Genomic DNA, 23,866 nt, shown 5'->3' with positions numbered 1-23,866 from the left:
CTAGTTATTTTCACCGACTCACTAAAAACCACGTAAACGATTACTTTTTTAATAAAGTTAACTGAACCGACATATTTTTCGATACAAAATCATGTACTGGATACAGCGCGCAATCGTTTGGCTTTTTGAATAAAATGCGGCAAATTGTGAAGGGCGTAATTATCGTTCTAAAGCGGTGGGTTAATCAAGTGTTTTATGATGCCCATAACAGCGACTAAAAACGTAAACAACGCGACTATCCCTCACAAAAAACAAGCAAATATACTTATTACTCTTCCTTATATACTCTTTGTTTAAATACAATTTTGATTATCTTGCTAGTATTCTCAATCCAAATTTGTTTATTTAAATAAATCATTTTTATAACGTATTATTTTTAATATTTATTAAATAAAAATTAAAAATAATATTACTTTATATAAACAATAACGCTTTTATTAATCCATTTAATTTTTAAAATAAAAATGTCAATTATTACTTCATTATTTAAAGCATCCGAAAAAAGAATTGTAATTCTTTTTTTCCTATTTCTACTCATTTATCTTTTACCTGGGATTTATGCTCATAGCCCATGGAAGCAAGATGAAAACTACAGTTTTGGTATTATCCAAACGATGTATGAAACAGGAAACTGGCTAGTCCCGACGAACGCAGGTGAACCTTTTATGGAGAAGCCCCCAATATACTATTGGGTAGCGACCCTGACTGCACATTTATTCTCCGGTATCATGCCACTTTATGATGCCGCTAGAAGCGCAACACTCATTTTCTCCATAATCAATTTTTCATTTTTTGTTTTACTTGCTCGTCGTTTTTTTAACGCAAAAAATTTATCCGACTCACGAATTTGGATTGCATTTGCTTTATATGCCTGCGCTCCAGGAATATTACGTCACTCCCATGAAATGTTCACTGATGTGGCATTAATGGCGGGAGCAACCATCGGTTTATATGGGTTATTAGGGCTAATTCAACAACAAAAAATTATCGCATCTACTTGCTGGTTATCTCTTGGAACAGTTATTACAATGCTGTCAAAAGGGATATTTATTCCCGGTGTGCTATGGATTAGCTTATTTTTAGCCCCCATATTCCTAACTGAATGTCGACGAAAACAATTTTGGATACCCACCATAATTGCAGGGGCTGTCGCATTATTATTAATTCTTCCATGGCCAATTATTCTTTATCTAAAGCACCCTGAGCTATTCGTAACCTGGTTTTGGGAAAATAATATTGGGCGTTTCTTGGGCTTTTCTGTTGAAAAATTAGGCGCAAAAGCCAACCATACCCGAATACCTGCGGCGATTGCCTTTTTTGCCCTACCTTCAGGTCTGTTAGCGACCGCTTATTTTCTTCGAAATCCACTCAAACGCCTTTTCGATAAAAATGAGTATTTGGTCACTATTTTTCCATTACTGGGTATTGTATTTTTGCAGCTATCCGCCAGTGGTCGAGCGCTCTATTTATTGCCGTTTATTGCACCAATGGCCATTTTAGCCTCACTGGTTATTCAGCAGTTTTCAGATAGACTTCTTCGGCTATTCTCGCACTTTGCTACCATTTTTTGGTCTTTACTGATAATTATCCTGTGGATTTGCTATTTCATTGCCTTATCTAACCATCATCGAGAGTGGCTAACGATTTTTTCTCGCTGGCTTCCCATGACCTATCAGATGCATTTTTCTGCAATTGCATTTATTTGGGCGTTATTCATTACGCTAATTTGGTGCTTTCGTAACACCATAATTCCTACCTCAGAGACAGCCTTGCAAAGCATGAAAAATTGGTTACTTGGCATGGTCACAGTATGGGGAATTATTTTAAGTTTATTCGTCGGCTGGGTGGACTATTCGAAAGGATATGAAGGGGTGTTTACTGATCTCAACCAACACCTCACGGGACAATTTACCGAGCAGGATTGTATGACATCCGATAACATCGGCGAATCTGAAGCTCCCATGTTGTACTACTACACCGGCGTATTACATCAACGGCAGGATACCTTTGAAAAACCCGCCCACTGCCGCTGGTTGATTGTGCACTCGAAAGAGATAAAACCGGCCCCAGAAGGTATGAAAATATTTTGGGCCAACCATCGTCCTGATGAATTTCGTGAAAATTTAGTGGTTTACCGTGTCATTGAATAACTACTTGATAAATCCCCGACAGACTATTCGGGGATTTTTTTCATTGAAATTTATTGCGATTGTTGCTGAATTGCCTGAGCACCGTATTTTTCTCGTGTAAACCATAGAAATAACCCGGCGACTGAGATCAACAATACTGGTAATCCCGACGGCGAAATTGTCGTTGCAACACCGGCCAATAATGGACCTGAAAGGTTACCAATTCCCCATAACATAGCCGCTGCTGCGTTCGCAATAATTAGCTCGTTACCTTTAAAGTATTGACCAATTTGTACCAAGGCAATGGTATAGATTGCCCCCGCCGTTGCACCAAGTACGAACAATAACACCCAAATTAAATAAGTGTGGGTAATGAGTAACGGCAATAGCATGCTCGCACCTAGCGTAATAACACCGCAGATACGATACAATTTTTCTCGATTCATATGGTCAGCTAACCACCCAAACGGCATCTGCATAATGGCATCACCCGCTAATATGGCGCTAATCATTAGCGCAGCTATCGCTTCTGTATGACCCATCCCCATACCATAAATCGGGAACATGGATAAAATTGTGCCATCAAAAAAAGCAAAAAATAGTATCCCACCACAGATACCGGGAGCCACTTTAACAAATTGAATAATAGAAAAATTCGATTTTGAAGCCGTTTCTGCAAGACGGTCTCCAATTTTCTGATCCATCACTAAAAATAGTGCCACTGAAATTAAATGAATCAATGTACAAATAAATAGAGGCGATTTATCTTCTACGCCGTAATACGCAATAAACGAAGGTCCTAATAATTGGCTAACTGTAAATACGGTAGTGTAAATCGCCAATATGCGTCCGCGCTTATTTTCAGATGATAATTCATTGATCCACGTCTCACCCAAACAAATCAAGACCCCACTTGCTAAGCCAGTAATTAAACGCAGAGGAAACAGTAACCATAGCGGTAAAGAGCTTAATAACGGCAACAGGCTGATAGCGGAAATAATTGTCGCAATCAACATCGCTTTGCGTTTACCGCACCATTGCACAATTCGCTGCACCATAGGGGCAATCAAAAACATCCCTAAAGCTGGTGCCGCGGATATAACACCAATATATAACTCACTGACCCCAAAATTATTTAATCTCAGGGCGACCATTGGAATGCTAAGACCGATAACAATGCCGATGACCGCAATACTGGTTGTAATCGTAAAAATAGCAAAGGAAGCAGAACGTCGAAAGTGTTGAAAACGCTGATTGTCAGGGCTCATTTTTGTATTAATCTGCTTAATTTAAATTAATTAACAGATATAAACTCCGGAATTTTATTATTTGATTGAAATAAAATATTATTGAAAATTTAGATAATAGAATAATGCAAAAATGATTATACCATGTATTTATTCGATAATAATAACAGACTGAAAAACCAAATTATTTTTAGATTAACCTATATCAACAAAACATTATTTCCATATTAGCTGATTTCTGACATTTCATTTTCAAAATGATAGAATTATCAGCATAATTTAGATATCACGGAAGGTTAATTGTGAGTAACAAAATAAATATAAAAATTGGACAGAAAATACGATTGCTTCGTCAAGCGAGAAATCTGTCCCTAAATGAACTTTCTCAGCTCTCGGGAATATCTAAAGCTGCCCTGTCAAAACTGGAGTCCGGCGATTCAAACCCGCGTATCGATACTCTGGAATCTATTGCTGCCGCGCTGCGTTTTCCACTCAGTGACTTATTTACTCGTCAAAATGAATCTTACCCTTATTTTGTCAAAGCAATACCGCAAGAAGGGGATTACTTAGAGCAATTTAAATTTCGCATTAGCATGGGAAATGTATCCGAAATTTGGCAACTTAGTATGAAAAGAGGGGCGATTATTAATAGCCCTGCCCATATGAGCGGAACTCATGAACACATCATGCTGCATTCCGGTTCGTTAATGTTACGTTTTAATAATGAGCAGAATGTGGTTTTAGATGCGGGGGATTTTTATGCTTTTAGTGGCGACTTGCCCCACTCTTATTTATGCATTGAAGGGGATTTACACGCAACGGTTGTGATGACCTATTCCCATTTAAGTGATGGTGTTTAATTATCAGCCCACAACGATTGTAGGCTGATAAATTCAATTAAGAATTACTGCAAATAATTCTGCATGGTTTCGAAGACTCTGAGGTCATCACTAAAACGCACTTCACGCACGTCTTCCAACTTTTCTACCTGATTCACCATCTGAGATAAACGTTCGTCTTTTTCAACTAACAGCCAAATACGGCTTTCATCTCTGCCCTTAATTGGCAAACATAAAATAGCGTCAACGTTAAAAGCCCTACGCGCAAATAGCCCACAAATGTGGGACATGACGCCTGGGTGGTTACGAACAATTAATTCTAAGGCGATTGGGTGATTTTCAAATTCCATAATTACGCTCCGATCATATCAATGTTAGCAGCTCCAGGAGGAACCATTGGATATACCTTCTGATTCACATCGATCAGGGCATGAATTAAACAAGGGCCTTTGGTATTCATCACCGCGTCTAACGCCATCTCAGGGTCGGTTTCATGATTTAAATCGCAAGTTTGTAAACCAAAACCCGCTGCAATTTTAATAAAATCAGTTTGGTATGGATAAGCCGCCGCAAAAATACGATTTTCAAAAAATAAATCTTGCTGCTGATGTACCATTCCCAAGGCTTGGTTGTTCATTAAAACAATTTTGATATTTAATTGATGCTCAGCTGCGGTGGCTAATTCCTGAATATTCATCATCAAGCTACCGTCACCTGAAAAACAAACAATCGTTTTATCGGGATTGGCCAATGCGGCTCCAATTGCCGCTGGTAAACCAAATCCCATGGTTCCCAATCCCCCCGACGTTAACCATTGGCGTGGACGCGATAGCGGATACACCTGAGCCGCCCACATTTGATGCTGTCCAACATCGGTGGTCACTATCGCTTCTTCACCCGCGGCACGCGCGGTTGCTAATACCAAACCATAATGATCCAGTGGATCTTCTGCATTCGCTAAATTTAATGGATAGTTTTTCTTTAAGTCATTAACTTGTGCAATCCACTCTTCACGATCATCGCGTTCAATCAAAGGTAATAATAATTCTAAAATTTGCCCTGCATCTGCATGAATAGCGATATCTGGGCGCTTAATTTTACTGATTTCAGCTTTATCAATATCAACGTGAATAATTTTTGCATTCGAGCAAAATTTCTCCGCCTTACCAATCGCACGATCATCAAAGCGTGCTCCGATAACAATCAATAAATCCGCTTCCTCCATGATCATATTCGTGCTGCGCGCCGCATGCATTCCTAACATTCCCAAATACAGCGGATGACGCATCGGGATCGTCCCTAATGCCATCAATGTCATCGTGGTCGGTAAAGAGGCTTTTTCTGCAAATGCTATCGCTGTTTGCGTAGAGTTAGAGCTAATAACACCGCCGCCAAAGTAAAGTACAGGACGCTTAGCATGGTTAATCATTTCTGCCGCTTGGATAACTTTTTCCATATCAAAACTTGGTGCTTTATCCTTCGGCATGACATCAGGTAACGCCTCTAATTGAATCGTCGCGGTTTGAACATCTTTAGGGATATCAATCCATACCGGACCGGGACGCCCCGACTCCGCAATACGGAAAGCTTCACAAATAACGCCCGGCAATTCTTCAATGCTGCGGACTAAATAATTATGTTTAGTTACTGGAATTGAAATTCCGTAGGTATCGACTTCCTGAAATGCATCCGTACCAATCATAGAGGAAGAAACTTGAGCCGTGATACAAACTAGTGGAATAGAGTCCAATTTTGCATCTGCAATGGCCGTGACTAAATTAGTCGCACCGGGGCCACTGGAAGAGATACATACCGCAGCCTTTCCCGTTGTACGAGCAATGCCTTGAGCGATAAAACCAGCGCCTTGCTCATGACGAGCCAATATGTGACGGATTTTTTTACTTTGCCCTAATGCATCGTAGAAAGGCAATGCTGCGCCACCAGGGATTCCGGAGACGATAGTAATTCCGTGTTTTTCCAGCAAATGGACGATTAATTCTGCACCTGTGTAACAGGTTTTTTGTGATGATGTATTGCCCGACTCGCTCATAATTTTTTCCTTCACTAGCCTGCGGAACTGAGCTTTGGGTCATAAAAAACCCCGCTCGGTTTGCGCCGGCGGGGTTTTTAAATCGTGTGATTTGTTCCCGTTACGGCGCTATGCCCACGACCACCACCACACGCACGACTACCGCGGCTAGTGGCGCGGTAAGTAGTAGGTTTGAACGGTTAGCGGTCATTTTCACGGGATCTTCCTGTAATTAAATTAGTCTAGCTAAATTCTGTCTGATTTTTTCATTATTGTGTTTGCTGCATCTAAGAAACCATAAAAAACTAATCCCCACAACCCTTTTTTCTATTTTTCTTGGTTGTGAATGCTAAACGAGACATTCATCACATGCTCATGTAAGAATGTCATTTTAACTTTATAATCTTCAGTAGAAAAAATTAAAGCCCTTAAAATTAAGGGCTTTAATCAATGATATCAGTTATCTAAAATCAATTTTAGAACGGAATATCGTCATCGAAATCCATTGGTGGTTCATTAGTTTGAGGTGCAGGAGCTTGAGTACGTGCAGGAGCTTGAGTACGTGCAGGAGCTGCGCCGCCGCCACTGAACTGTTGAGCCGCTGCTGGCTGTTGTGGTTGACCCCAACCACCTTGCCCACCTTGACCTTGTGATGGCGCATCGCCACCGCGACCACCCAGCATCTGCATTGAACCGCCGATGTTAACGACAACTTCGGTGGTATAGCGCTCTTGACCGCTTTGGTCTTGCCATTTACGTGTTTGCAATGAACCTTCAATATAAACTTGTGAACCCTTTTTCAGATATTCACCGGCAACTTCAGCTAATTTGCCGAAAATCACAACACGGTGCCATTCTGTTTTTTCACGCATTTCACCGGATTGCTTGTCACGCCAACTTTCAGAAGTCGCCAGAGTCAGGTTAGCTACAGCTCCGCCGTTAGGCATATAACGGATTTCTGGATCTTGTCCTAGGTTACCGATAAGAATTACTTTGTTTACGCCTCTGCTGGCCATTTATTACTCCTGATGCATTGAATTTTAATCTCTGGACTAGCCGTGAAGTTTACCACGACCTATCTGTATTGCACCATAAATTGAAATTGCTTAATTGAAGTTGCGAAGGGCTTTCCAAATTTAAGTGAAATCTGCATTACTGGTTTTTAGTATAGACACTAATTAATCTAAATTGCAGATAACTTCCAGATAATCTGACGAGACAACGAAATAGAAACAGCACATATACTGTATATTCATTCAGGGAAAAATATGTCATACTTCTTCGCTTGTTCACTATCAATTCATTCGGGAAGTGGTAAATGGAGAATATCGAAGTCCGCGGTGCTCGCACACATAATCTAAAAAATATCAATCTCATCATCCCCCGAGACAAGCTGATAGTTATTACAGGGTTATCTGGCTCAGGTAAATCGTCCTTAGCCTTTGATACCTTGTATGCTGAAGGTCAACGTCGTTATGTTGAATCTTTATCGGCTTATGCTCGCCAGTTTCTTTCTTTAATGGAAAAACCGGATGTTGACCATATTGAAGGGCTATCTCCAGCCATCTCTATCGAGCAAAAATCCACTTCCCATAACCCACGTTCAACGGTGGGGACAATCACGGAAATTCATGATTATTTGCGACTGTTGTTTGCCCGTGTGGGTGAGCCGCGCTGTCCTGATCATGGTATTCCGTTAGCGGCACAAACTGTCAGTCAGATGGTAGATAATGTGATCGCACAACCAACCGATCGTCGAATGATGTTACTTGCACCTGTCGTGAAAGATCGTAAAGGTGAGCATGTTAAATTACTCGATAACCTAGCTAGCCAAGGCTATATTCGCGCGCGAATTGATGGTGAGGTTTGTGATCTTTCCGATCCACCAAAACTCGAATTACAGAAAAAGCATACTATTGAAGTGGTCGTCGATCGCTTTAAAGTCCGCGATGATATTGCCCAGCGCCTTGCCGAATCCTTTGAGACCGCATTAGAGCTCTCGGGAGGAACTGCTGTCGTCGCCGATATGGACGATCCAAAAGCAGAAGAATTAATCTTCTCCGCCAATTTTGCCTGTTCTGTCTGTGGCTATAGCATGATGGAACTGGAACCGCGCCTATTTTCCTTTAACAATCCAGCGGGGGCTTGCCCAAGCTGTGATGGCTTAGGCGTTCAACAATTTTTTGATCCTGAGCGCGTGATCCAAAATACCGAGATCTCCCTTGCAGGTGGTGCAATTCGCGGTTGGGATCGTCGTAACTTTTATTATTTCCAAATGCTAATGTCCTTGGGTGAGCATTATAAATTCGATGTTGAAGCCCCCTTCGATTCATTAAGCCCTGAAATACAAAAAGTTATTTTATATGGCTCAGGCAAAGAGAGTATTGAGTTCAAATATCGTAACGATCGTGGTGATATCACTGTTCGTCACCATCCGTTTGAAGGCGTTCTGAATAATATGGAGCGCCGCTATAAAGAAACCGAATCTACTGCGGTACGCGAAGAGTTAGCCAAATATATTAGCAACCGTCCCTGCGTAACATGCAGTGGAACTCGCTTACGTAAAGAAGCACGCTTTGTGTTTGTTGAAAATACCACATTGCCTGAAATTGCTGATTACAGCATTGGTCATGCGATGGAGTTCTTCCAAAACTTAAAACTGAGCGGACAGCGGGCACAAATTGCCGAAAAAATTCTGAAAGAGATCGGTGAGCGCCTGAAATTTTTAGTCAATGTGGGACTAAATTATTTAAGCCTTTCTCGCTCGGCAGATACGTTGTCGGGTGGTGAAGCTCAACGTATTCGTCTTGCAAGCCAAATTGGTGCAGGTCTAGTCGGCGTTATGTATGTATTGGATGAGCCATCAATTGGGCTTCATCAGCGTGATAATGATCGCCTATTAGAAACCTTAATCCACCTACGTAATTTAGGTAATACCGTGATTGTCGTCGAGCATGATGAAGACGCTATCCGTGCTGCTGACCATGTGATTGATATTGGTCCCGGTGCAGGGGTTCATGGTGGGCAAATTGTGGCACAAGGTAAACTGGAAGATATCGTCGCAAATCCAGATTCACTGACCGGTAAGTTCTTAAGTGGTGAACGCAAAATTGAGATCCCTCAGCAACGCGTGCCAATCAATAAAGATAAAATGCTGACCGTCGTTGGTGCGACAGGCAATAACCTTAAAAATGTCACCTTAGATATTCCTGTTGGCTTATTTACATGTATTACAGGGGTTTCCGGTTCAGGCAAATCAACACTGATCAATGATACACTTTTTCCCATTGCACAACGCCAACTGAATGGTGCGACGGTCATTACCCCAGCGCCTTATTTAGAAGTCGAAGGTTTAGAACATTTTGATAAGGTCATCGATATTGACCAAAGCCCAATTGGGCGGACACCACGTTCTAACCCTGCGACCTACACTGGGATATTTACACCGATTCGTGAGTTATTTGCAGGTGTTCCAGAGTCTCGTACCCGAGGCTATAATCCTGGACGTTTTAGTTTTAACGTCAAAGGCGGTCGCTGTGAAGCCTGCCAAGGTGATGGCGTCATTAAGGTTGAGATGCATTTCCTACCGGATGTCTACGTACCTTGTGACCAATGTAAAGGGAAGCGCTATAACCGTGAAACCTTGGAAATTAAATACAAAGGTAAAAGTATTCACGAAGTGTTGGATATGACTATTGAGGAGTCCCGTGAATTCTTCGATGCGGTTCCTGCACTGGCACGTAAACTACAAACACTGATGGATGTTGGTCTGTCTTACATCCGCTTAGGGCAATCTGCGACAACCCTTTCGGGTGGTGAAGCACAGCGTGTGAAATTAGCGCGTGAATTGTCTAAACGCGGGACTGGGCAAACCATCTATATTCTGGATGAACCAACTACTGGTCTGCATTTTGCCGATATTCAACAACTGTTAGTGGTGCTTCATCAACTACGTGATCAGGGCAATACTATTGTTGTGATTGAGCACAACCTCGATGTTATCAAAACTGCTGACTGGATTGTGGATTTAGGTCCAGAAGGTGGTAGCGGCGGTGGTGAAATCCTTGTTGCTGGTACACCAGAACAGGTTGCGGAATGTGAAAAATCACATACAGCTCGATTCTTAAAACCAATTTTAGAACGCGGATACTAAGTAAAATAGTATTAAAAAAGGGGAACTAGGTTCCCCTTCAATTTATCAAAAATAATGCATTATTGGCTCACAGCCGTGAACGCTTCAACAATACGTTTCACGTTATGACGGTTAACTCCTGCCATACAGACACGTCCTGTTCCTACCAAATACACTGCAAATTCATCTCTCAAACGGTCAACTTGTTGCTGAGAAAAACCAGTGTAACTAAACATACCGCGCTGTTTTAACAGATGGTCGAAGTTTTTATTTGGCAGGGCTTTCTTCAATTCATCCACTAATACGGTACGCATTTCTAAAATACGCAAACGCATTGCTTCAACTTCTTCCAGCCATTTCATTTTTTGTTGGCTATCAGTGAGCACCGCTGCAACAATTTTTGCACCATTTGATGGTGGGCTTGAATATAGACGACGAACACCCGCTTTCAACTGACCTAACACACGATCACGCTCATCCTTATCTTTACAGATAACGGATAAACCGCCAGCACGCTCCCCATAAATACCAAAGATTTTAGAGAATGAATTACTGACAAATACCGGTAGACCAGCTTTAACCATCGTACGAATGGCATAAGCATCTTCATCGATACCTTCAGCAAAGCCTTGGTAAGCGATATCTAAGAATGGAATCAGTTTATGCTCTAATGCGACTTTGGTGACTTCATCCCACTGAGCAGGCGTTAGATCGGAGCCTGTTGGGTTATGGCAGCAAGGGTGCATTAAAATGATGCTATTTTCTGGTAACTTCTTAAAAGTTGCCAGCATTTCATCAAATTTCACACCTTTGGTTTTTTCATCAAAGTAAGGATAATAGTGAACCTTGGTTCCTGCACCCGAAAAAATAGACGCATGGTTTTCCCATGTTGGGTCACTGCACCAGACTTCAGAGTTTGGGAAATAGTGATATAAAAAGTCTGCACCGATTTTTAATGCGCCAGAACCACCGATTGTTTGGACTGTTGCAATACGCTCTTGGCCAATCAGCGGGCAATCTTCACCAAATACTAACTTTTGCAGTTCAGTACGATAGTCTTTCAGACCTTCCATTGGCAGATATAGTGAAGCACTCGCTGGGAGTTTACGCAGTGCAGCTTTCGCTGTGCCGACGGTTTCCAGCTCAGGGGTTTTCCCCTCTGCATCATAATAAAGACCAATACTCAGGTTAATCTTGCCTTCACGAGTATCTTTATTAAATTCATCCATCAGCGATAAAATTGGGTCGCCCGGATAAGCATCAACATGTTGGTACACAGGATATCTCCCACTTGTAGGTTATCTTTTTACTTTTTGTCTTGTGAAAATAACCCGTTATGATCTATTCGTCTACATATTCCATTGCGACTCGCGAGGTGAGCTTAGTGAGAAGCTCATAGTTAATAATGCCCGTTTGCGCTGCAATTTCTTCCACTGGCAGTGCATTACCCCATAGAATGACATCATCACCCACTTTATCTGTGGAATCTGGACCTAAATCCACCACAGTCATGTCCATGGAAATTCGGCCAATAATGGGAACTTTTCTTCCATTAACCAGCACTGGCGTACCCGATGGAACATTACGTGGATAACCATCTCCGTAACCAATTGCCACCACGCCCAAGAGAGTATTGCGTTCACTGCACCATGTTTCGCCATAACCCACACACTGCCCAGCAGAATGCTCTCTCACGGCAATCAGGCTCGATTTTAAGGTCATAACGGGGAGTAAACCGAAGCTTGCGGCACTTTTGCCTTCTTGAGGAGATGCGCCATACATCATAATTCCCGGGCGAACCCAGTCATAATGTGCTTCTGGCCATAGTAGGATCCCAGCTGAAGCCGCGATCGATTTTTCACCCGGTTTATCGGATACAAACTGTTGGAAGCATTCGATTTGTTTCGCGGTAGTAGGCAGTTCAGGAGCATCCGCTTGGCAAAAATGGCTGACAATATTGATAGGTAGGTCAACGTTCTGACAGCTTTGTAGACGTTGATAAAAACTTTCAGCGTGTTGAGGAAGTACACCTAAACGATGCATGCCAGTATCCAACTTCATCCACACTTTGATTTGTTTGGCGAGCTGAGCACTTTCTAGCATTTCCAGCTGTTCAACACAGTGGATTACCGTATCGATATTGTACTCTACCATCAGCTGTAAATCCGATTGCTCGAAGAAACCTTCAAGTAAAACAATCGGTTTATTGACACCTTGGTGTCTCAGGAGCAGAGCTTCATTTAAACGCGCAACACCAAACCCGTCCACAAGCTCTTGAACTTCAGTGCCCACTCCCACTAACCCATGACCATAAGCGTTTGCTTTAACAACTGCAATCAGGCGGCTATTTGGTGCCAACTCTCTAACTCGTTGCAGGTTGTGTCGCAGAGCGCGGCGGTTTATTAATGCTGTTGCCGCTTTCATTTCTTCCTCTTAATTATTCATTTTAAAATTTATCAACCAACTGCCAAAACTTAAATTAACCGAAATAATCTTTAATCTTTAATCTTCTATAAGCTCAAAATATGACGAGATTACCAGCCTCTAAATAGTTTGAACTGTAGCAAGGCGGTAAACGAAGCTATCCCTAGGAGCATACATAAGTATGTGACTAGGGTAGCTGAGAGAAACCAACACAGCTACAGCTCAAAATATGACGAGGTGACCAAGGTTACTCGTCCTGATAGGCCGGCCCGGCATAATTATCAAACCTCGACCACTGCCCATTAAACGTCAACCTCACCGTCCCTATTGGACCATTACGCTGTTTACCCAAAATAATCTCTGCAACCCCTTTGAGGTCACTATTATCGTGATAAACCTCATCACGATAGATAAACATAATTAAGTCAGCATCTTGCTCGATAGACCCAGATTCACGTAAATCGGAGTTCACAGGGCGTTTATCTGCTCGTTGCTCAAGGCTACGGTTTAACTGAGATAGTGCTACAACGGGTACATTAAGTTCTTTTGCTAACGCTTTCAATGAACGCGAAATTTCTGCGATTTCTAGCGTACGATTATCCGATAAAGCGGGCACTCGCATTAACTGAAGGTAGTCGATCATAATGAGACTTAACCCACCATGTTCACGATAAATACGTCGTGCACGGGAACGAACTTCCGTTGGTGTCAAACCAGACGAATCATCGATGTACATATTGCGTTTTTCCATCAAGATCCCCATGGTGCTGGAGATACGCGCCCAATCCTCATCATCTAATTGCCCCGTACGAATACGCGTTTGGTCGACGCGAGAAAGGGACGCTAACATACGCATCATGATCTGGTTACCGGGCATCTCCAAACTGAAAATGAGTACCGGTTTTTCTTCCGTCATCGCTGCGTTTTCGCATAAGTTCATCGCGAAAGTCGTTTTACCCATTGATGGACGTGCAGCCACAATTATCAGGTCAGAGCCCTGTAATCCCGCGGTTTTCTTATCCAAATCTTGATAACCCGTCGAGACGCCAGTTACCCCATCGTGGGGCTGCTGATACAGCTGTTCGATTTTCTCTACCGTTTCAGACAGAATCGCTTCGATCCCTTTTGGACCATCTTCTTTATTTGCTCTAGATTCTGCGATTTGGAAAACTTTACTTTCTGCTAAATCAAGCAAGTCTTCACTACTGCGCCCCTGCGGATCATAACCCGCATCGGCAATTTCATTTGCCACAGAAATCATATCGCGAACAACTGCACGTTCACGAACGATATCAGCATAAGCATTAATATTCGCCGCACTTGGCGTATTTTTTGATAATTCGGCTAAATAAGCAAAGCCGCCAACACCATCTAATTCCCCTTGTTGTTCAAGGGATTCAGAAAGCGTGATTAAGTCAATGGGCTTGCCTTGTTCCAGCAAAAATTGCATTTGCGAAAAAATAGTACGGTGAGGACGACTAAAAAAGTCTGCCGATGTGACGCGCTCTGAAACCGTATCCCAGCGCTCATTATCCAACATCAGTCCCCCCAAAACAGATTGCTCCGCTTCAATAGAGTGCGGTGGAAGTTTGAGCCCTTCCATTTGCCGATCTCGCGGTGTATTTGTCTTGTAATCTGAGGAGGGTTTTTTAGCCATACTTAAAATATCCACGTCTATAATTAACCAACAGTTAGTATACGCCAATCTGTGATGTCGTGTGGCGTCTTTATCAATCTCTCAACAAGATATTATTGCCATCATCACCAACACAACGCACAAACCGATAATTCTTATTATTAAAGCATCGCGTTATGATGGCGCAATTGGTACTGTGAATAAAATAAACTAAAGCATTGGAGATAATCATGGCAAAACGTATTGAATTCTCGCAGCATGGTGGTCCTGAAGTTCTCAATTTTGTTGACTATTCCCCAAAAGAGCCAGCCGAGCACGAGATCCAAATCGAAAACCGCGCCATTGGTATAAATTTTATCGATACCTATGTTCGCAGTGGATTGTACCCAGTGCCAGCTTTACCGAGTGGTTTAGGAACCGAAGCGGCGGGTGTGGTCGTCAAGACAGGCTCTCAAGTCACTGGCTTCAAGCCAGGTGACCGAGTGGTTTATGCTCAAAGCCCTTTAGGTGCCTATAGTGAAGTCCATAATGTCCCGGTTAATGCAGTGGCTCATTTGCCGAACGATATCTCCTTCGAACAAGCTGCCGCCAGCTCACTCAAGGGAATGACCGTCTACTACCTCCTAAATCAAACCTATCAAATTCAAAAAGATGAAGTATTTTTATTCCATGCCGCAGCAGGTGGTGTGGGATTAATTGCCTGTCAATGGGCCAAAGCATTAGGCGCAAAAATGATTGGCACTGTTGGCTCAGAAGAGAAAGCACAACGCGCCAAAGCCGCGGGTGCTTGGGAAGTGATCAACTACCAAACTGAAAATATTGCAGAGCGAGTTAAAGAAATCACTCACGGCGAAAAAGTAAATGTGGTTTATGACTCGGTCGGGCAAGCCACTTGGCTAGCTTCTTTAGACTCACTAAAACGCAGAGGATTAATGGTGAGTTTTGGGAATGCGTCGGGGGCAGTGACTGGTGTAAACCTTGGTATTCTTAACCAAAAAGGCGCGCTATATGTGACCCGCCCATCACTCGGCGTCTATGTGACTAACAGAGCTGAGTTAGATCAAGCCAGTAATGCACTGTTTGATATGATTCTAAGTGGTAAGGTCAATGTGGATGTGCCTGCATCACAAATCTTTGCACTAAAAGATGCACAAAAAGCACACCAAACGCTGGAACAGAGAAAAACGCAAGGTTCTAGCCTGCTAATCCCTTAAGCAATAAAAAAGCGCCGAGCGATTGATAACTCGGCGCTTTTTTGATTAGTAAATACCTTTGCGAGCTTGCTGCTCTTTATATCTCTGCTGATTTTCTTTGATGGTATTCAGTACACTGCCCTCATAGGGATCTTGTTTTGGGGGATCAGCAGGTTTACCACCTGAATTTGAACAACCAGCAACAACTAAAATTAATGAAGCCATTAATAACAGTTTCATTTACCACCTATTTTATTTATCAAAATTATTTTAAGCATAGCATGCAGATAATCTGATACCTTGGTGTAAATACAGAAACTGTGATTTCGTTTAATTGGTATTTACTCGCCTCGAGTGACAAAGGCTAATGCTTGTTCAACTACCGCCAAGTCTGCCCCTTTTTTGTGAGCATTTTCACTTAAATGGCGACGCCATTGACGAGCTCCCGGAATACCTTGGAAAATCCCTAGCATATGGCGGGTCATGTGCCCTAAGTATGCGCCATTAGACAGCTCTTTTTCAATGTACGGATACATGCGACGTACCGCTTCAATGCTATCCACAATTGGCATTGTTTCATCAAACAGTTGATTATCAACCGCCGTTAAAATTGATGGATTCTGATAGGCTTCGCGCCCCATCATCACACCATCTAAATACTTGAGATGTTCTTTGGCTTCTTCAAGGGTTTTAACGCCGCCATTTATCGCCATTGTCAGATGAGGAAAATCACGTTTTAGTTGATAAACTCGCGGGTAATCTAAAGGCGGGATTTCACGATTTTCTTTCGGACTAAGACCTGATAGCCATGCTTTTCTAGCATGGATAACAAATGTATCGCAGTCACCTTTGGTCGAAACTGTATCGATAAAATCACAGAGAAATTCGTAGCTATCTTGCTCGTCGATACCAATACGAGTTTTGACTGTCACGGGAATCGACACCACATCACGCATCGCTTTCACGCAATCTGCCACTAATTGGGCGTCAGCCATCAAACAAGCACCAAAACGCCCATTTTGTACGCGATCCGACGGGCAACCCACGTTAAGATTGATTTCATCATAACCGCGCTCTTGCGCCAACTTGGCACACTGAGCCAATGCTGCAGGATCACTACCACCAAGCTGTAAGGAAACTGGATGCTCTTCTTCGCTATACGCAAGATAGTCACCTTTACCAAAAATAATCGCACCAGTGGTCACCATTTCGGTATACAACAACGTATTTTTAGTCAGTAAGCGATGGAAATAACGGCAATGACGGTCTGTCCAATCTAACATCGGCGCAACCGAGAAGCGGTTAAGATTTTTGTCACCATCGGTTGTTGATGGGGTATTTTGTTCTAACGTTTGATTTTGTTGCATGCTGGTCTTTTGGTGTTGGTATCGAGTTTAAGGCTTATGCTTTGTGAAATAGCAAAAGAAAGCCGCATTTTAGCAGCTAGCTTTCTTTTGTCATAATAAACTGTGCGGTTGTTTAGGCGACTTTCTGTGATTTTTGTTTTAAAAAATCTTCATAATGCAAAATATGACTAATTTCTTCCTGCAATCGAGGATCATTTTCAACCTCCCAGATATCTAGAGCCTGTTGTAAATTTATCCAAAATTGCTTACTGGTTCCAAACGCTTTTGCGAGCTTAAATGCCATGTCAGTTGATAACTTTCGATTATTATTAATCAAAGAGCTTACCGTGTTTCTATGAACACCTAATAATTCTGCCAGCTCATGAATTTTCATCCCTGTAGGGAGTAAGTATTCATATAACAAAATATCCCCCACACTTGCAGGTTTTCTCGTCGCTTGCATCAAATCCTCCGGTTTTTCTATTCCAAATAAATCATCTAGCTAAACATCTTTATGAGGATCCAAATACAATCCCTCGACTGTATCTTTCCATTTAAATATAAGCCGATACTGCCCATTAACTCTAATTGAGTAAAATTCTTCCAACGGTGGTTTGAGCTGCTTAAACCGATTTCCTGGGGGACTTTTAAAATCCTGTAATGTTTTCGCTGCATTTAGCATGTCTAACTTTCGGGCTAAAACAGTGCAGATGATAGACGGAATTAGACGATGTAACTTTCCATAGACATAAAATAGTCGTAAATACTCATCTCTAAAAATTAAACGACAATCATTATCTTCATTCACATAAACCTCCTCCATGAGTCATTTATGATCCTGTAGGTAGCAATGACTAAAATAGCATTACGGCATTGAATGCACAATAGCACAGTGCATAGATGCGCACCATTTTTATTAATAGCGACCTATAGGAAAATAATAAATTAATTGATGAGATGGAGAAATATAGGCTATTTAGAAAAACACTTTTTCCTAATAAATCTTAGGAAGCTAATCATTAATTTGAAGGGGTTGGATGAAGAACCCTCTTTATCAATGATAAAAAGGGCATTTGACTTCTTCACGACTAGATCAGAATACGATTTTTATTAACCAATATTTTTCAGTGCATCAATGACCATTTTCCAAAACTTATCACGATCTAATTTCACCGCGACTTGGGTATGGCAATCTTCAGGAATAGGATAACGAAAATCCGCCACCGTCATACCGAGAGTCAATGTACCGGTTAATTCAATATTCACAGGTACTTTCTGAGTCGTCATGACTGACGGATCAATGACATATGCAACTGCACAAGGATCATGAACTGGGGGTGCATCAAAGCCTTGAGCCTGCTTGTACATTTTTCCAAAGAAATCTAATAGTTCGACAACAAATTGCGAGCAATTAGTCCCAATATCTGCAATTTTTGCGACAACTTCGGGTGTTGCTAGAGCTTGGTGAGTAAGATCCAATCCCACCATGGTTAACGGCCATGTTTCATTAAAAACAATGTGTGCTGCTTCAGGGTCAATTTTGATATTAAATTCCGCGACCGGACTCCAATTACCCACGTGGTAACCGCCACCCATCAATACCACTTCTTTCACTCTCTCCACAATGCGGGGTTCTAATCTCGCCGCTAGAGCAATATTGGTCAGCGCGCCTGTTGGCACTAATGTGATAGTTTTTGGCGGATTCGCCATAATCGTTTCAATGATTAGCGCGACAGCATGACGCTCATCTAACTGTAATGTGGGAGCTGGAAGCTCAGGCCCATCAAGCCCTGAGTCACCGTGAATATCTGGTGCAACTTCAACTTCACGCACTAATGGACGAGCCGATCCCGCCGCAAACGGAATGCCGCAAATATTTGCCATTTTGGCAATCGCTCGAGCATTATAGGTGACTTTTTCGAGGGTTTGGTTGCCAGCTACCGTGGTGACAGCCAGTAAATCAATCTCCGGGTTACCGTAAGCCAATAACATGGCGATAGCATCGTCATGCCCTGGGTCACAATCAAGAATAATCTTTTTTGTCATAGCATTACCTTGTCGTTAATTGGGATCAGCATTTTACTGATCCCAATTTAGCTATCTCATAAGGCAAAATCTATGATTAGTATCTGAATACGAAGAAAATTATTTCAAAACATGCGCATACACGCGTTTAGGCCCATCTTCATTTTTCGAGATATAGACACCCTGTAGTTCAGGAGCAAAGCCCGGTAGCGCATTAATTCCCGCTTCCAACGCTTTGAAGTATTGCAGCACAGGCCCTGACCACACTTCTCCCGGCACCACACACAGTACTCCCGGAGGATAAGGTAATGCACCCTCTGCGGCAATGCGCCCTTCTAATTCATCCAATGGCAATAACTCCACATTGCCACGAATAAATTCAACGTGAGCCTGTTGTGGGTTCATTTTCACTTGCGGGAAATGCACTTTCCTGAACATCTGTTTTTGTAGCTGTTTAATATTGAAATCCACACTTAGCTGGTGCATTTCTTGGCATAGGCGACGTAAAGTATAGCCTTGGTATTGTTCTTGATAACGCTGATAAACTGAAGGCAAAACCTCTTCTAATAACGCATCTTCATCTAAAAGTTGCTCAAAACGCACCAAATGAGAAACCAGCAGCTCAAGCTTTTCTTGTGACTCTGCGGGGGTTAATAGAAACAGAATTGAGTTTAAATCACATTTTTCAGGGATCACCCCATGCTCACGCAGGAAGTGCGCCAGAATAGTGGCTGGAACCCCAAAAGACTCATACTCACCACTTTCCACATCAATTCCCGGAGTGGTCAGCATTAATTTACAAGGGTCAACAAAGTATTGATCTTGTGCGTATCCATCAAAGGCATGCCAACGTTCTTTTGGAATAAAATTAAAGAAACGCTGTTCCGAAGCAATTTGCTCGGTAGGATATTCATCCCACGGTTTACCATCGACGAATTCAGGCACAAACGGTTTAAAGTAACGGCAATGCTTAATTATGGATTTACGAACTTCAATCCCTTGTCTCACACACTCCATCCACATCATTTCTCCAGCCTCTCCTTGATGCATACGTGCATTCACATCCAAAGCGGCAAATAACGGGTAAAATGGGCTAGTCGAGGCATGCATCATAAAGGCATTATTGAGCTTTTTATGGGATACAAATCGCTGCTGCCCTTTAATATGATTATCTTTTTTATGAATTTGCGAGGCTTGGGAAAAACCAGCGAGTTGTTTATGTACCGACTGCGTAACCATAATGCCTGGATCATTTTCATTTAATTCCAGCAATAATGGGGAGCATTGGCGCATCATTGGGATAAATTGTTCGTAACCAACCCATGCAGAATCGAACAAAATATATTCGCAAAGGTGTCCAATTTTATCGACCACTTGCCTTGCGTTATAGACCGTACCGTCGTAGGTTCCTAACTGGATCACTGCCAGACGAAATGGCTTCTCAGCTTGCGCTTTTTCTGGCATCACTTCATTAATGCACTCACGCAGATACTCTTCCGCGAAGCACTGAGCATCAATGCCACCAATAAACCCAAATGGGTTACGGGCAGTTTCCAAATAAACAGGAGTTGCTCCTGCTTGAATAAGCGCCCCGTGATGGTTTGATTTGTGATTATTCCGGTCAAAGAGCACTAAATCTCCCGGTGTGAGCAAGGCATTTAGAACCACTTTATTCGATGATGAAGTACCGTTGAGGACAAAATAGGTTTTATCGGCATTGAACACTTTCGCTGCAAATTTTTGTGCTTCTTTTGCCGCTCCTTCATGAATCAACAAATCTCCCATGGCGACATCGGCGTTGCACAGGTCAGTACGAAATAAGTTTTCACCGTAGAATTGATAGAATTGCTCTCCGGTAGGGTGGCGACGGAAAAATTGTCCGCCTTGATGCCCCGGACATGCAAAAGTCACATTGTGTCCAGCAGCATAATCCATCATTCGAGCAAAAAATGGGGGTAATAACTGCTCAAGATATTGATTCGCCGCCTCACGTAACTGGCGGCTATTATCTTCACGAGCCGCAGGGGCTGGTGGTAATAATGCGGTTAAATAAGGTGGTTTATTTCCATGTTCTGGTAGCTGTTTATCACTAATGATAAACAGTGGAATACTGAGCTTACTATCAGCAACCCTCTTCCACAGCCCTTGGTTGGCATCTTGTTCAGATAGCACAACCGCAGCAATATTGTTTAACTGTGCATCGCGAATATCTACCCACTGAAAAGCACCAGTAAAATAGATAGCGACCCCCTGGCTACATGCCACATTGATTTTCTTCATAGCAGTCTGGCTCTTGGTTAGCTGAGGTAAAGAGGCGGTCAATATACTTGATAGATAACGAGATTGAAACAATCGAAGCGTGAGCAAAAAGATTCAAATTGGCCTAAGTTGAATCTTTTTTATAACTTGCTGGTTAATAGCATAAAAATTTCAAAGGAGGACTCACGACTCATCAGCATTAAAACATAACATAGAAATAGTTTGCAGATTAACCGACTAATTCACATTTATATTACAGTGAATGAGTCGGTTAATTTTACAGGATTGGGACGTTACTGGTTTTTTTCCACATACAACGTTTGCGATGGGAAAGCAAAGTCTGCACCGTGCTTTTTAACGATCTCAATAATCTTTAAGTAGACCGTTTGCTGTGCATCTAACCACTCAGCCCACACAGTTGTTTTGGTAAAACAGTACACCATAATATTCAATGATGAATCTGCAAAAGCATCAAAATAAACCAATAACGTTTGCCCTGTATCGATATTTTCATCTTGTTTCAGCATCGTGCGGATATCATCCACTATGGCACTAATTTTGTCAGAATCTTCATAGCGTAAACCAATTTCCGTTTTAATTCGTCGGTTGGTCATGCGCCCAGGATTTTCTACGCTAATTGATGAAAATAACGAGTTGGGAATATATAAAGGACGATGGTCAAAAGTGACTATTTTGGTCAACCGCCAGCCAATTTCGACTACTGTACCTTCAATATTTCTATCTGGAGAACTCACCCAGTCCCCAATATTAAAGGGGCGATCAAAGTAGAGCATAATCCCAGAGAAAAAGTTACTCAGGATATCTTTACCCGCCATACCAATCGCAATACCACCTAACCCACCAAATGCCATTAAGCCTGAGAGGCTCATGCCAAAATGTTCACCAAACAATAGGACGATGATGACAAAAACGGTGGTTTTAAAGATACGAGCGATAATTCGTGCTGAAGTTGGGTCACTACCTTTTTTAATTTGTTGTTTTTCAAGGCGGTTTGCTAACTGAAACAGCTTTCGCATAATAATTAATGTAATCGCCGATATCGCCACTAAATTAATTAATGGTGTAGAAATAAAGCTGAGCTCGAAATCACTGGCTGCCATATCCACGGTCTGAGCAATGGCTAAAACAATCACACACAACACAATAGTTTGGATTACATGAACCAGAATACTTTTTCTTTTATGTTTATGTCTTTTATGTAAAATCTCGAAAATTAAATACACAACCAAACAGACGGTAATGATAGTCATACCGACAGCATATTTTTCGAGTAGTGTTTGAATCATGGTTTATTGCCCTAAAATCAACTTGCTGTATGAAAAATAACACTCTAAATTATGAGTGAATAATCGCTAAGATAGCAATTATTCGCTTAAGTTTCCTAATAATTATCAATTACTTTTCATATAGTCCAATAATGAATTATTCATGACAAACAATACTGAGTATTGCCGTTATTCAGCAATAAAAAAGGCTACTAATCAGCAGCCTTCGCGAAAAAAATAATTAAAAATTACTTTTCTACACCCGTCGTCACTGTAAATTGACGATTTTCCCCCGCATCTAACCAAATCAATGTTTGGTTATTTTTTGCAGCAAGAAACCCTTCAGGACGGCATGTTGCTGGTAGCACAAACGCCCCAACCTTTTGGTCGCCATTATATAAAATCCAGCGAGTCGCATAATTAAGTTCATTCGATTTAAAGCGAGTCACAAAAGTATTACCCGCAGGAGATGTCATTCTAAACTCTGGATTTTGAGTATATTGGCTCAGATTATCCATAAAAAAGACAATTTCCGGGTCGCACATTTGTGGCTGGTTAAGCTGATTCAAGGTGATTTCGCCTGATTTCAATGCTTGATTGAAATCGAGCCATTTTTGGGTTGGATGGACATGTCCAGGAATAGACTCACGTAGCTTGATAGCTTGCTCTGGGATGTTTTGCGTCAGTGTCGCATTATCCACATAGGCATAATTCATATGGCACATATATTGAAGTGGCATTGGTACCGATGCTAAATTCGTCACCGACATATGAATATCAAATAGCGAGCTGCCAGCATGTAATTGCACGGAAGGTGCTGCGCGATAGTGATGACCAAACCCCATCACATACTCATATTCGCCACACACTTTCAGACTATTTTCAGTCAGTTCAAGCCATGCGCTATCCATGGATGCACAAGGCATTTCTCCATGTAATGGATGGTTATCCTCTGGTGATGGGCAGCCATTACTGATTAAGCCGGAATGGAATGCAAAACATCCATACGTTTCAATCACGGTGGGGACGGGTTTAGGCTCTGAAAACATATTTTCCATTTTCAGGTTTTGCCCACAAAACTCCGCATCCCAAATCATCTGCCCTAAAAATGGCAAAATTGTCAGGTGACCTTGCTGGTTTTCAACGCGTAAACCTTGAACCCCAGAGTGATAAACAAATGCGGAAACGGAAAACTGGCTATTTTTAACGATTAATGTCGGTTTTTCCGTAAATAAGCTTTTATGTAACGGGATCATTGTGTTCATGGTCATACTCACGGTTTGATAATGAGAATTGGGCAGGCAAGCCTACCCAATATACT

20 protein-coding genes are annotated in these 23,866 nt (G+C 42.0%); 4 read left to right on the top strand and 16 right to left on the bottom strand.

Annotated elements, in window-relative coordinates; all coding sequences use genetic code 11:
- The first annotated feature begins 464 nt into the window (after positions 1-464).
- Positions 465-2,150, top strand: a complete 1,686-nt coding sequence (locus EL244_RS02790; protein WP_126458600.1) for an ArnT family glycosyltransferase — start codon at positions 465-467, stop codon at positions 2,148-2,150.
- Between the two features lie 50 nt (positions 2,151-2,200).
- Here EL244_RS02790 and EL244_RS02785 read toward each other — a convergent pair whose 3' ends face one another.
- Entirely contained in the window at positions 2,201-3,397 is a 1,197-nt protein-coding gene (locus EL244_RS02785) for an MFS transporter (protein ID WP_006815958.1), read from the bottom strand.
- A 281-nt stretch (positions 3,398-3,678) separates the two neighbouring features.
- On the opposite strand from EL244_RS02785, the gene EL244_RS02780 reads away from it, so the two are divergent.
- On the top strand, positions 3,679-4,236 hold the full coding sequence (locus tag EL244_RS02780) for a helix-turn-helix domain-containing protein (RefSeq protein ID WP_126458597.1): 558 nt from the start codon (positions 3,679-3,681) through the stop codon (positions 4,234-4,236).
- Between the two features lie 44 nt (positions 4,237-4,280).
- Here the strand turns inward: EL244_RS02780 and ilvN are convergent, their stop codons facing one another.
- From ilvN to EL244_RS02760, 4 genes are all read right to left on the bottom strand, one after another.
- The gene (ilvN, locus tag EL244_RS02775; protein WP_126458594.1) at positions 4,281-4,565 is read right to left on the bottom strand and encodes an acetolactate synthase small subunit; all 285 of its coding nucleotides are present in this window, start codon (positions 4,563-4,565) and stop codon (positions 4,281-4,283) included.
- Between the two features lie 2 nt (positions 4,566-4,567).
- Positions 4,568-6,265 carry an acetolactate synthase large subunit gene (gene ilvB / locus EL244_RS02770; protein ID WP_126458591.1) on the bottom strand — a complete coding sequence of 566 codons (1,698 nt, stop codon included), beginning with the start codon at positions 6,263-6,265 and terminating at the stop codon, positions 4,568-4,570.
- Between the two features lie 100 nt (positions 6,266-6,365).
- Positions 6,366-6,455 carry an ilvB operon leader peptide IvbL gene (gene ivbL / locus EL244_RS02765; RefSeq protein ID WP_112837526.1) on the bottom strand — a complete coding sequence of 30 codons (90 nt, stop codon included), beginning with the start codon at positions 6,453-6,455 and terminating at the stop codon, positions 6,366-6,368.
- Between the two features lie 265 nt (positions 6,456-6,720).
- Positions 6,721-7,260, bottom strand: a complete 540-nt coding sequence (locus EL244_RS02760) for a single-stranded DNA-binding protein (RefSeq protein WP_126458588.1) — start codon at positions 7,258-7,260, stop codon at positions 6,721-6,723.
- A 302-nt stretch (positions 7,261-7,562) separates the two neighbouring features.
- Here EL244_RS02760 and uvrA point away from each other — a divergent pair, with 302 nt between their 5' ends.
- A complete protein-coding gene (gene uvrA / locus EL244_RS02755; RefSeq protein WP_126458585.1) occupies positions 7,563-10,397 on the top strand; it encodes an excinuclease ABC subunit UvrA in 2,835 nt (944 codons plus the stop codon).
- 59 nt (positions 10,398-10,456) lie between these two features.
- Here the strand turns inward: uvrA and EL244_RS02750 are convergent, their stop codons facing one another.
- The 3 genes from EL244_RS02750 to dnaB form a co-directional block, all read right to left on the bottom strand.
- On the bottom strand, positions 10,457-11,653 hold the full coding sequence (locus EL244_RS02750; protein WP_126458582.1) for an amino acid aminotransferase: 1,197 nt from the start codon (positions 11,651-11,653) through the stop codon (positions 10,457-10,459).
- A 64-nt stretch (positions 11,654-11,717) separates the two neighbouring features.
- The gene (gene alr, locus EL244_RS02745; protein WP_126458579.1) at positions 11,718-12,800 is read right to left on the bottom strand and encodes an alanine racemase; all 1,083 of its coding nucleotides are present in this window, start codon (positions 12,798-12,800) and stop codon (positions 11,718-11,720) included.
- Positions 12,801-13,047: 247 nt separating this feature from the next.
- A complete protein-coding gene (gene dnaB, locus EL244_RS02740; RefSeq protein ID WP_006815966.1) occupies positions 13,048-14,457 on the bottom strand; it encodes a replicative DNA helicase in 1,410 nt (469 codons plus the stop codon).
- Between the two features lie 209 nt (positions 14,458-14,666).
- On the opposite strand from dnaB, the gene EL244_RS02735 reads away from it, so the two are divergent.
- Positions 14,667-15,650: a quinone oxidoreductase gene (locus EL244_RS02735; RefSeq protein ID WP_126458576.1), complete on the top strand. Its 984-nt coding sequence runs from the start codon at positions 14,667-14,669 to the stop codon at positions 15,648-15,650.
- A 45-nt stretch (positions 15,651-15,695) separates the two neighbouring features.
- Here the strand turns inward: EL244_RS02735 and EL244_RS17875 are convergent, their stop codons facing one another.
- The 8 genes from EL244_RS17875 to EL244_RS02700 form a co-directional block, all read right to left on the bottom strand.
- Positions 15,696-15,869: a hypothetical protein gene (locus tag EL244_RS17875; protein WP_172597495.1), complete on the bottom strand. Its 174-nt coding sequence runs from the start codon at positions 15,867-15,869 to the stop codon at positions 15,696-15,698.
- A gap of 101 nt (positions 15,870-15,970) precedes the next feature.
- The gene (dusA, locus tag EL244_RS02730) at positions 15,971-16,996 is read right to left on the bottom strand and encodes a tRNA dihydrouridine(20/20a) synthase DusA (RefSeq protein ID WP_126458573.1); all 1,026 of its coding nucleotides are present in this window, start codon (positions 16,994-16,996) and stop codon (positions 15,971-15,973) included.
- A 112-nt stretch (positions 16,997-17,108) separates the two neighbouring features.
- Positions 17,109-17,441, bottom strand: a complete 333-nt coding sequence (locus tag EL244_RS02725; RefSeq protein ID WP_039855724.1) for a HigA family addiction module antitoxin — start codon at positions 17,439-17,441, stop codon at positions 17,109-17,111.
- A 36-nt stretch (positions 17,442-17,477) separates the two neighbouring features.
- A complete protein-coding gene (locus tag EL244_RS02720; RefSeq protein WP_006815972.1) occupies positions 17,478-17,798 on the bottom strand; it encodes a type II toxin-antitoxin system RelE/ParE family toxin in 321 nt (106 codons plus the stop codon).
- A 287-nt stretch (positions 17,799-18,085) separates the two neighbouring features.
- On the bottom strand, positions 18,086-19,021 hold the full coding sequence (gene uriH, locus EL244_RS02715; protein ID WP_126458570.1) for a uridine-preferring nucleoside hydrolase UriH: 936 nt from the start codon (positions 19,019-19,021) through the stop codon (positions 18,086-18,088).
- 99 nt (positions 19,022-19,120) lie between these two features.
- A complete protein-coding gene (locus tag EL244_RS02710) occupies positions 19,121-21,280 on the bottom strand; it encodes an ornithine decarboxylase (RefSeq protein ID WP_126458567.1) in 2,160 nt (719 codons plus the stop codon).
- Between the two features lie 272 nt (positions 21,281-21,552).
- Positions 21,553-22,566 (bottom strand): mechanosensitive ion channel family protein, encoded by a 1,014-nt coding sequence (locus tag EL244_RS02705; protein ID WP_006815975.1) that lies wholly within the window; start codon positions 22,564-22,566, stop codon positions 21,553-21,555.
- Between the two features lie 227 nt (positions 22,567-22,793).
- Positions 22,794-23,810 carry an aldose 1-epimerase family protein gene (locus tag EL244_RS02700; protein ID WP_172597494.1) on the bottom strand — a complete coding sequence of 339 codons (1,017 nt, stop codon included), beginning with the start codon at positions 23,808-23,810 and terminating at the stop codon, positions 22,794-22,796.
- Positions 23,811-23,866: the final 56 nt, after the last annotated feature.

The organism is Providencia rustigianii, from assembly GCF_900637755.1.
GTDB lineage: Bacteria > Pseudomonadota > Gammaproteobacteria > Enterobacterales > Enterobacteriaceae > Providencia > Providencia rustigianii.
This window is presented reverse-complemented; position numbering and strand designations above follow the sequence as displayed.